This window comes from Actinomycetes bacterium (assembly GCA_035489715.1).
In the GTDB taxonomy this organism is placed as follows: Bacteria; Actinomycetota; Actinomycetes; order JACCUZ01; family JACCUZ01; genus DATHAP01.
On sequence record DATHAP010000231.1, the window covers coordinates 1 to 10,342 of the forward strand.

Genomic DNA, 10,342 nt, shown 5'->3' on the forward strand with positions numbered 1-10,342 from the left:
CGTGCTCGGGGGTGTCGATGCCGATCAGCCGCACCACCGCCCGGTGGTCCACGATCACCGTGTCGCCGTCGACGACCTTGGTGACCCTGCCGGTGTCGTAGGTGCCGGCCTGGCCGGACGTGAGAGGCCCGGCGACGAGCAGCGGCACGACGGCTGCCGCCGACGTCAGCGCAGCCAGGGCAGGGCGGAGCACGGAACGCATATTCCGATTTTCGGTAGCGGCCCTTTCCCTCTTGAGCGTCCACCACCTAGCGGTTCGCCACCTAGCGATCCACCAGCTATCGATCCACCAGGGCGAAGACGTCCTCCCACTGCGCGAGGACCTGGTCCGGCGCGAAGCGCCGCACGCTGGCGCGGGCCGCCGTGCCGAGGCGCCGCCGTAGGTCCTCGTCGCCCATGACCCGGTCCAGGCCCTCCGCCAGGCCGGCCACGTCGCGCGGCGGCACCACGACGCCGTCCACGCCGTCGGTGACGATCTCCCGCACGCCGGGGGCGCAGTCGAAGGCCACGCAGGACAGCCCGCACGCCATGGCCTCGGCCAGCGCCATGGGCAGGCCCTCGTGGATGGAGGAGAGGGCGAAGACGGACGCGGAGCGCAGCTCGTGCTCGATGTCGCCGGCCAGCCCCGGCAGCGTCACCCGGTCCTCGAGTCCGAGCCGGGCGGCCTGCTTCTCGAGGGCGCCGCGCAGCGGGCCGTGGCCGAAGATCCGCAGCTCCCAGCCCGGGTGGCGGCCGGCCACCCGGGCGAACGCGTCGATCAGCCGGTCGTAGCCCTTCTCCGGTGCGTAGCGGCCCGCCGCGACCACCACCGGGGCCGTCAGGTCGCTGGTGTGCTCGGGATAGAAGCTGAGCGCGTTGTGCATCACACCGACGTTGTTGAAGCCCTCGAGCTCGAAGCGCTCGGCGTCGCGGTGGGTCAGCAGCAGCATCAGGTCCACGTCGCGGTAGTAGCGCTGGACCCGCTCCCAGCGGGTCGAGGCCAGGGAGGCGTCGAACGACTCGTGGCTCATGCCGATGACGTGCAGGTGCTCGGTGTCCGCGTCGGCCACCCACTGCATCGACCAGACCTGCATGACCACGACGACGCCGGACCGGGCGTCGGCGAAGACGGCGGAGAGCCGGTCGACGGCCTCCTGGTGGGCGCGCTCGTGGCGGCGCCGGGCCGCCCGGTTGCGTGGGTCGAGCCGCGCGGCGAGCCGGTCCATCTCAGGGGGCAGCGGCTCGGAGTCCTCGTTCAGCACGAGGTGGCGGTAGGGCCGGGCGCCGTAGTCGTGCGCGACCTTCGCGTGCTGGATGCCCACCACGGTCACCCGGTGGCCGGCGTCCTGCAGCATCCGGGCCAGGTTGTCGGTGACCCGCTGGACCCCGCCGAGCTCCTCGATGTTGTTGGCGACCAGGAAGACGTCGCGTGCCGTCAACGCACCGTCACCCGCCCGCGCCCCTCTCGAAGTACTCCTTCACGACGTGCTCGGCCGCCCGTCCGGTCTCGTACTCGCAGAAGCGCTCCCGGAACTCGGCGTAGCGCTCGGCGTAGGCCTCGCGCATGCCGTCGACCGTGCGCAGCGCCGCGACCAGGTCGGCCGTGTCCTCGACCAGCGGACCCGGAGCGACCCTGGCCAGGTCCAGGTAGGTCCCGCGCTCGTCCCGGGTGTAGTCCTCGTAGTCGTAGGTGTAGAAGACCATCGGGCGACCGGTGTTGGCGAAGTCGAACATGACCGACGAGTAGTCGGTGACCAGGACGTCGGCGATCAGCAGCAGCTCCGTCACGTCGTGGTGGCGCGAGACGTCGGTGGCGAAGCCGGCGTGCTTGGGCGGGAGCTTGTAGTCCTCGAGGTAGTGGGGGCGCACCAGGAGGTGCACGTCGTCGCCGAGCGCCCGCTCCATCTCGGTCAGGTCGAGCGGCAGGTCGTACTCGCGCTGCAACCGGCGGGCCCGGTCGCGGAAGGTCGGGCAGTAGAGCACCAGCCGCCGGTCGGTCGGCAGGTCGAGCTCGCGCTTCTTGGCCTCGACCCACTCGGCGTCGACGCCACGCACCAGCAGGTCGTTGCGCGGCAGGCCGTGCCGCAGCAGCTTGCCGCCGTAGCGGTAGGACTGCACGAACGTCTCGACGAAGTACTCGCTCGGCACGAGAAGGACGCTCCAGCGCCGCATCAGCGCCTTGTGCGCCTTGCGGGTCGCGGCCGACGCGCGCTCGAGCGCGGGCGAGTCGAAGCCCATCCGCTTGAGCGGGGTTCCGTGCCAGGTCTGGATGTACGTCGTCTCGCGGCGACGGGTGAAAACCCGCGGGAAGCCCTGGTTGTCGACCCAGTACTGCGCCCGGGCCATCAGGTAGTAGTAGCGCCAGCTCTCCCGCTGCACCTTCCGGGCATCCACGGGGAAGCCGTCCGGCCGCTTCTTGGCGTGCGACCACACCGGGGTCAGCCCGAGCCGGTCCAGACCCGCCTCGACCGCGGCCTCGTAGATGTAGCGCGGGCTGTCGGAGTACTGCCGGCCCATGTGCGACTCGAACACCGCGAGCCCCGGGACCACCGGCAGCCGCCGGAACAGCCGGTAGGCCTGCGCCTTGACGGCCGGTCCGGTCGACGCCTTGCTGGTCCGCCACTGCACCGCCTTGCGGCCGCGCAGCACGGCCCAGTTGAGCCGGGCCACCGCCTGGTCCCGGCCCACGTCCGGCGCCTGCTTGAACGCCAGGCTGAGCCGGGTCGTGACGAACGCCTCCAGGTGGGCCTTGGCGAGGCCGCCCAGGCGGCTGCGGACCGGCACCGGCTCGGTCGGCACCAGCCCCGGGTCGACGCTGAAGGGTGGCGACGCGGTGCGGCCGGCCCAGCCGATCTCGAGCTTGAGGTCCCACACGCCGTCGGTCTGGTCCAGCCCCGCGACGGCACGCGAGAGGTCGACCTCGGCGACGTACGTGATCCGGTCACCCTCGTGCCGCCACTCCCGCACCGGGGTGCGCCGCCGCTCCATCCGGTCCCGGTTGCGGACCGCGACGGCCAGCGTGAGGTCGGCGTCCTGCGGGATGCGGCCCAGCTGGTTGAGGACGCTCCCCGCCAGCAGCAGCCGGCCGCGGTCGATCTGCACCGTCGAGAGCGAGTTGTAGAGCGAGAGCCGGTCCCAGGGCAGCCGGTGCCAGCCCATCGACGTCACGTCGAGGACGGCGCGGCTCGGCGGGTCGTCGAGGTACTTGTCGGTCCAGTAGAGCCGGCCGTCCCGCTCCACCAGTCGGGTGGAGAGCTTGAAGCCGAACCGCAGGTAGTCGACGGTGCGCAGCGTCTCGTCCAGATCGAGCCGCCGGATCATGTGCACGCAGACCCGCTCGACCGGGTCGCACAGCGCCAGGGTCTCGTCGCTGACCGTCGCGAGGTAGTCGGCGGCAATCTCGAGCATGGCCCGCTGGTAGGACTCGTCGCGGTGCGGCAGGTCGGAGAGGTAGAGCCGCAGGTCGTTGCGGACGAACTTGTAGTCCTTCCAGACCTTGAGGTCGTCGGCGCCCTGCTCGTGCAGGAACTCGTCGATCATCCGGTGCACCGCGATCCGGTCGCGGAAGTTGTTGATCTCGAAGCGGCGCTGCGTGATGGAGAGTTCCTCGGCCTCCTGCGTCACCCGCCAGTAGTAGATGACGTTGGGCACCATCGCGATGCGCTTGGCGTGGACGTAGGCCTTGGTCGAGAACAGCGAGTCCTCGTAGTGCACGCCCTCGGGGAAGCGGATGTGGTTGCTGTCCAGGAAGTCGCGCCGGTAGAGCTTGTTCGTCGACAGCGGGTCGAAGAACAGGTCGGGGTTGTCGCGGATGCCCTCGTAGACAGCGCGGCGGGTGTAGAGCCGCTTGATCCAGCCGGTCTCCTTCTGCTGGTCGAGGTGCAGCCGCACCACCTGGCCGGCGACGAGGTCGGCCCGGGTGCGCTCCGCGGTCAGCAGCAGGTTCTTGCACGCGTGCCGGTCATAGACGTCGTCGCTGTCCAGGAACATGACGTAGGGCGCGCGGGCGTGCTCCAGCCCGACGTTGCGCGGCCGGCTGCAGCCACCGCTGTTCTCCGGCAGCCGGACCACGCGCACCCGGGGGTCCTCGGCCGCGATCCGCTCGGCCACTTCCGCGGAGCCGTCGCTGGAAGCGTCGTCGACGACCACAACCTCGAGGTGGCGCAGCGTCTGGGTCAGGACCGAGCTGATCGCCTGGGTCAGGTTGGCGCGGTCGTTGTAGCCGATCACGACGACGCTCAGCTCCGGGGTGCCGAGCGGGTCGGAGCGCCGCTCGGGTCCCGGGTCGGTGCCTCTCGGTCCCGGCACGAGCGCGTCCCTCTCCGTCCGTCGCGAGCGGTGCCGGACCGTGCAGACCTGCTGACCATCGGGACCCGGCGAGTCCTCATCGAGTCTAAAGGGTGTGCAAGTCGCGACCTCGGACCGGCGCGAGGCAGGAGAGACTGCGGACACGATCTCCTAGGGTGGGTGACCATGCGTGGGGGACGGGGTGGGGGGCGTAGCCGTGGGCGGCGGGCCCTGAGCGCGCTGCTCGTGCTCGCCGCCGTCTCGGCCATGACGGTCAGCGGGCCGTGGCTGGCCCAGTCGCGCCCGCTCCCGACCGCCCCCGACATCGTGGTCTTCCTCACCGACGACCAGCGCTGGGACTCGCTGGACGGGATGCCGGCCCTGCAGGAGGAGCTGGTCGACCGCGGCCGGCTCTACGAGCAGGCGATGGTGCCGACCTCGCTGTGCTGTCCCTCCCGAGCGACGATCCTGTCCGGGCGCTACGCCCACAGCACCGGCGTCTGGGGCAACCACTACCCGCAGGGCGGCTGGCGGCGGGTGCGGGAGCAGGGCATCGAGGACGTGAACATCGCGACCTTGCTCGACGCGAGAGGCTACGAGACGGCCTTGATCGGCAAGTACTTCAACGGCTACTCCGCCGGCACGAGGCCGGACTACGTCCCGCCTGGCTGGGACCACTTCTGGGCGTTCCGCGTGCCCGGCCGCAGCGGTGCCTACTACGACTTCCGACTCTCGGGGTCGCCTCGCTTCTACGGGGACCGGGCCTACTCGACGGACGTCCTCGCCCGCCGCGCGGACCGGCTGATCCGCTCCACCGCTCGGGACACTCCACTGTTCGTCTACCTGGCGACGTGGGCGCCGCACGGGCACTTCATCCCCCCGCGCCGCTACGCGGCCAGGCCCGGCACCCAGCCGGTCGCACGCGGCCGGGTGGAGGTGGCCGACCGGAAGGCGCTGCAGCCGGCCTGGCTGCGCGCCCAGCGGCCGGTGTCCGCGGCCGCGATGGAGGCGGTCCGCGACGGGCAGGACCGGTCGCTCCTCGCCGTCGACGACGCGGTCGACCGGGTGGTCCGCGCCCTGCGGGAGAGCGGCCGGCTGCACAACACGCTGTTCCTCTTCATGTCGGACAACGGGCTGCTCCGCGGCGAGCACGGCCTGACCGGCAAGCACGTCCCCTACGACGCCGCCACCCGGGTGCCCATGGTGCTCCGCTGGGACGCCCGGGTCCCCCGGGGCACGGTGGACCGGCGCCTGGCCCTCAACGTCGACGTGGCGGCGACCCTTTCGGCGGCCACCGGCGTCCCGATGGCGACGGAGGGTCTCGACCTGTTGGGCCCGCAGACCCGGGCGGGCTTCCCGGTCGAGGCGATCGGCAAGCGCAACCTCGGCCGGCCGGCCTACTGCGGCTGGCGCACCGCGCGCTACCTCTACGTCCGCTACGCCGACCGCGAGGAGGAGCTCTACGACTACGCGGTCGACCCGTTGGAGGAGGTCAACCGCGCCGGCGACCCGACGTACGCCCGGACGCTGCGCGCCCTGCGCCGCCACGCCCGGGAGGACTGCTCCCCCACGCCGCCCGGCTTCAGCTGGACCGGCGCCCGCACGGTCACCGGACCCGTCACAGGACCGGCGGTCGGCCCGCCCGGGTGAGCCGCCACACGGTGCGCCACGACATCGGGCGGCGCTCCCCGGCACCGCTGCCCAGCCCCTCGCCGAAGCCGGCGACCCACGCGCGCATCGCCGGGCCGGACCGGACCCGGGCCAGGGTCACCAGGACCCAGGTGAGCAGGTACGGCAGCACCAGCGGCCAGGGCAGGTTGCGGCGGGCGACCCAGACCCGGTTACGGGCGTTCATCCGCCAGTAGACGGCGTGCCGGGTGGGGCTGGTGGCCGGGTGGTTGACGACGATCTCGGGCGCGTACCAGCCGACGAAGCCCTGGTCCCAGACCCGCCAGATCAGCTCGATGCCCTCGTGGCCGTAGAAGAAGTGGCCGGGCCAGCCGCCGGCGCCCTCGAACGCGTCGCGACGGACGGCGAAGGTGCCCTCCCACACCCACGCCACCACGCCCGGCCGCAGCGGGTCCCGCCCGCCCGGCCGGGGCACCCAGCGACCGGGCGAGGGCCGACCGTCCGGGTCGACCGGGCGCGGCTGCACCGCGCCGACCCGCGGGTCGGCCTGCAGGACGTCGACCAGTTGCGATACCACGTCGTCGGTGGGCAGGAAGGCGTCGTCGTCGTAGAAGAAGATCACGTCGCCGCTCACCGCGGCGGCACCGACGTTGCGGCCCTGGGGGATGCCGACGTTCTCGGGCAGGTGGACGGTGCGCACCTCCGGCGGCAGACCGGTCGGCTCCCAGCCGTTGCCGACCACCACCACGTCGAGGTCGACGCCGGTCTGGGCGAGCAGCGACTCCATCGCCCGGGGGAGCTCCTCGGGACGGGTGCCCATGCTCAGCACGACGGCCCCGACGCTGCGGCCGACCGGACGCGAGCTCACCGCAGCCGTCGCGAGGTCAGGATCGCCACCAGGTGCCCGACGACGGTGAGCCCGGCGACCGGGACGAGCACCGCCAGCAGCCAGCGGGTCGCCGGGACGTCGCCACCGGCGAGGGCGTCGCCGACCGCGGCCAGGAAGGCGAGCAGCGTCATCTCGACCGAGTGGAACACCCGGTGGAACGGCACGAAGCGCGCCAGCGAACGCAGCCGGCGGACCGTGGAGACCTGTGGCGCCGCCTCCTCCGCCCGGTCGGCCAGCCGCGGCAGGTCGCTGGCCGCGCGGGCCAGGTGCACGGCGTCGTTGAGCGACTTGTTGACCAGCACCAGGACGGCCAGGACGGCACCGAGCGTCGTCCAGCCGCCGAGCGAGTCGAGCCCGCCGTCGGCACGCACCCCGAGGGCGAGGGGGATGGCCGCCTCGGCGACGGTGTGCCCGAGCTTGTCGAGGAAGAAGCCGGTCGGCGAGAAGGTCCGCCGCCACCGGGCGACCTCGCCGTCGCAGCAGTCCCACAGCATCTGCAGCTGGCCGAGCAGGAGGGCCAGCCCGGCCCCGACCAGGCCGGGCACCAGCAGGGCCGCGCCGGCCGCGGCCCCGGTGACGATCATCAGGACGGTGACGCCGTTGGCCGTGATCGCCGTGGCGAGCAGCCAGCGGGTCAGGTAGGGCGAGACCCGGCGCTGGTAGAGGTCGGCGGTCCAGTGCTCGGAGTTGCGCCGGCCGCGGACCGACTCGGGCTGGGTGACCGCGCGCAGCTCGGCGATCGTCGGCCGGGCCGGCCGTTGCTGAGCGTCCGGCCGGTGCTGCTGGTCAGCCACCGGTGATCTCCGGCGCCGGGGTCGGGGCCGCCCGCACCTCGCGCAGCACCCGCAGCGGCTCCACCACGAGGTACAGGATGCCGAGCAGGGCGGCCAGCACCCATAGGCCCCCCACCAGCACGCTGCCGCCGGCGGCGGCGAGCAGCAGCACCGCGGCGAGCCGGCCGGGGCCGCCGAGCCCGAGCCAGGACGACCAGGCCGCGGGCGCGTCGAGGCGGTTCACCACCCGGTAGAGGTCGTCGTAGTGGTGCGAGGCCACCACCAGCAGGAGGGCGTACGCCGGCAGCAGCCCGTCCGGCGCCACCGCCGCCACGACCAGCGCGACGCAGGTGTACTCCGCTGCGCGCAGCAGCGCCGGGCGCAGCCACAGGAAGCGGTCCGGTCGCGCGGTCAGCGCCCGGGCAGCGACGGCCGGCGGCACGACCGGTGCCAGGTCGGCCTGCGCGGCGACCACCGAGCGCTCGCGGGCCGACGGGGGCTGCACCGCGGTCCGCGGCCAGGTCCGGGTGCGCAGGGTGCGCCCGGCACTCGTGTAGGCGAGCGAGACGACGCCCAGGCAGAGCAGGACGGCCAGGGCGGCTGCCGGGAGGCCCAGCGCGGCCAGCACCGAGATGACCAACCACCGCTCACCGATGCCGAGGTGCAGCGCCTTCTTGGCCCACCGGATGCCCGACCGGCGGTTGCTGCGCTCCGAGGCCTGCACGGCGCGGGCGCTCGCGGAGCCGGCTGCTGCAGCCGCCGCGTCGGCGGGCTCGTCGAGGGGCAGGACGCCGCTCTCGCCCTCACGGTCCTCCTTCACCGCGGTGAAGGTGTAGTCGATGCTGTGCCGGGCCGTCTGCAGCGTCAGCATGGCGACCGCCAGCGTCCAGGCCGACCCGTCGGCCCCTCCGGCGCCCAGGGCCAGGCCGGCGTAGCAGGCGAACTCCTTCAGGCGGTCGGTGGAGGCGTCCAGCCACGCACCGGTCGCGCTGAACCGGCGGGTGTAGCGCGCCACGTCGCCGTCGACGCAGTCGACGACGAGCGACAGCTGCAGCAGCACCGCGCCGGCCAGCAGGGCCCACCGGTCCCCGACACCGAACAGGACGGCGGCGGCGAGCCCGACCAGCAGGGAGGCCACCGTGACGGCGTTGGGGGTCAGGCCCAAGCGCAGCGCGACCGGGGTCAGCCGGCGGGCCACCGGCCGGCTCAGGAAGGAGGCCACCAGTCCGTCGTCGGCCTTGGTCGCCCGGGCCAGCCGGGTGCGGTGGACCTCGTCGGCACCGGCCGCGGCGACCCGGGCCGCGAAGGCGTCACGGTCCGGCGCCTGCGCCCCCCGACGCCAGGGCCACGGGTCCAGCACCACGGCGGCGACCGGCAGGCCGCCCCGCACCAGCGCCAGCAGCAGCAGGTCCAGCGGGTCGCCGGCCCAGCCCAGCCGGGCGGCGGTGCCGGCTGCCGAGCGAGCCGCCGCGGCCGCGGTCGCGCGCTCGCCGCCCCCGACCCGCAGCGCCCCGACGAAGACGCCGTCCGGGTCGGTCACCACGTGGTCGGGCGTGCCGACGGAGATGACCCGCCCCCCGCGGCGGCGCAGCCGGGCGGGGCCGTCCGGTCGGACGTCCCCGTCGCCGGTGCGCCCTACCAAGGCTGCGGTCGTCGGCCGGGGGTCACGAGTCAGCTCGTCGAGCGCGGCCGGGTGCAGCTGCAGGTCCTCGGCGACCAGCACCGCCGGACCGGAGCCCCCGGCCAGGCGGTCAGCGAGCGCCTCGAGGCCGGCCGCGGCCGTGGGGTGGGCCGGGCCGGTCACCCGGCCGGCTCGCCGGGCCGCTGCCCACCGGGCCGCTGCTCGCCGGGCCGCTGCTCGAGGGACCGCTGCTCGCCGGGCCGCTGCTCGCCGGGCCGCTGCTCGCCGGGCTGCTGCTCGACAGGCCGCTGCTCGCCGGTGTCCGGGTCCTGCGCCGCGGCCGCCTTGCGCTTCTTGCGGCGCCGGCCGACGTCGGCGCGGTAGGTCGTCAGCGCGTCCTCGAGCGGGCCGTCGACGACCAGCGAGCCGGCCTTGAGGTAGAGCCCGCGGGTGCAGAACCGCCGCAGGTCGGCCTCGTTGTGCGAGACCAGGAACAGCGTGCGACCGCCGGAGAGCAGCTCGTTCATCCGGCCGTAGCACTTCTCGCGGAAGGCCCGGTCGCCGACGGCGAGCACCTCGTCGACCAGGACGATCGGCTCGTCCAGCGTGGTGACGACCGAGAAGCCGAGACGCACCTTCATGCCGGAGGAGAAGTGCCGGAACGGCGTGTCCAGGAAGTCGCCGACCTCGGCGAAGTCCACGATCTCGTCGAAGCGCGCCGCGATCTGCCGGCGGCCCAGCCCGTGCAGGCCCGCGGTCAGCCAGATGTTGTCGCGCGCGGTCAGGTCGCCGACGAAGCCGCCGGTGACCTCGATCAGCGGGGCGACGCCGCCGTGGACCTTGAGCCGGCCCTCGTCGGGCAGCAGCACCCCGGCGATCAGCTTGAGCAGGGTGCTCTTGCCCTGACCGTTGCCGCCGACGAGCCCGACGGCCTCGCCCGCACCGACCTGGAAGCTGATGTCGCGCAGCGCCCAGAACTCGCCCTTGCGCGACTTGGTGCGGCCTCGGACGACGTCGCGCAGCCGCTGGTTGCGCGAGCGGTTGCGCCGGAAGCTGATGCCGAGCCCCTCGGCCTCGATCACGGGGCTCACTCAGATCTCCTTGAGCACGAGGCCCTCGAAGCGCCGGAACACCCGGATGCCGATGAGCAGCAGCACCACGGCG

General features: G+C 73.6%; 8 protein-coding genes. 1 reads left to right on the forward strand and 7 read right to left on the reverse strand.

Going from position 1 to position 10,342, the window contains the following annotated elements:
- The 3 genes from VK640_18125 to VK640_18135 all read right to left on the reverse strand — a co-directional run.
- A partial coding sequence (locus tag VK640_18125; protein HTE75098.1) for a nuclease occupies positions 1 to 202 on the reverse strand: 202 nt, incomplete at its 3' end.
- Positions 203 to 278: 76 nt separating this feature from the next.
- A complete protein-coding gene (locus VK640_18130; protein HTE75099.1) occupies positions 279 to 1,418 on the reverse strand; it encodes a glycosyltransferase in 1,140 nt (379 codons plus the stop codon).
- Between the two features lie 7 nt (positions 1,419 to 1,425).
- Complete coding sequence (locus VK640_18135) at positions 1,426 to 4,287, reverse strand: CDP-glycerol glycerophosphotransferase family protein (GenBank protein HTE75100.1); 2,862 nt, start codon at positions 4,285 to 4,287, stop codon at positions 1,426 to 1,428.
- 165 nt (positions 4,288 to 4,452) lie between these two features.
- On the opposite strand from VK640_18135, the gene VK640_18140 reads away from it, so the two are divergent.
- Entirely contained in the window at positions 4,453 to 5,916 is a 1,464-nt protein-coding gene (locus tag VK640_18140) for a sulfatase (GenBank protein HTE75101.1), read from the forward strand.
- On the opposite strand, the gene VK640_18145 is transcribed toward VK640_18140, so the two are convergent.
- Genes VK640_18145 through VK640_18160 form a run of 4 tightly spaced genes read right to left on the reverse strand, consistent with a single transcriptional unit; the run spans position 5,885 to position 10,269 of the window.
- On the reverse strand, positions 5,885 to 6,763 hold the full coding sequence (locus VK640_18145; GenBank protein ID HTE75102.1) for a glycosyltransferase: 879 nt from the start codon (positions 6,761 to 6,763) through the stop codon (positions 5,885 to 5,887). The genes VK640_18140 and VK640_18145 overlap by 32 nt on opposite strands.
- Positions 6,760 to 7,578: a CDP-alcohol phosphatidyltransferase family protein gene (locus tag VK640_18150; protein ID HTE75103.1), complete on the reverse strand. Its 819-nt coding sequence runs from the start codon at positions 7,576 to 7,578 to the stop codon at positions 6,760 to 6,762. Before VK640_18150 ends, VK640_18145 begins: the two co-directional genes overlap by 4 nt.
- The gene (locus tag VK640_18155; protein HTE75104.1) at positions 7,571 to 9,361 is read right to left on the reverse strand and encodes a DUF5941 domain-containing protein; all 1,791 of its coding nucleotides are present in this window, start codon (positions 9,359 to 9,361) and stop codon (positions 7,571 to 7,573) included. The genes VK640_18150 and VK640_18155 overlap by 8 nt, the downstream gene beginning before the upstream one ends.
- Entirely contained in the window at positions 9,358 to 10,269 is a 912-nt protein-coding gene (locus VK640_18160) for an ABC transporter ATP-binding protein (protein HTE75105.1), read from the reverse strand. The genes VK640_18155 and VK640_18160 overlap by 4 nt, the downstream gene beginning before the upstream one ends.
- Positions 10,270 to 10,342: the final 73 nt, after the last annotated feature.

Coding starts and splice junctions, on each gene's coding strand:
- VK640_18140 (HTE75101.1), top strand. CDS start 4,453: ATGCGTGGGGGACGGGGTGGGGGGCGTAGCCGTGGGCGGCGGGCCCTG.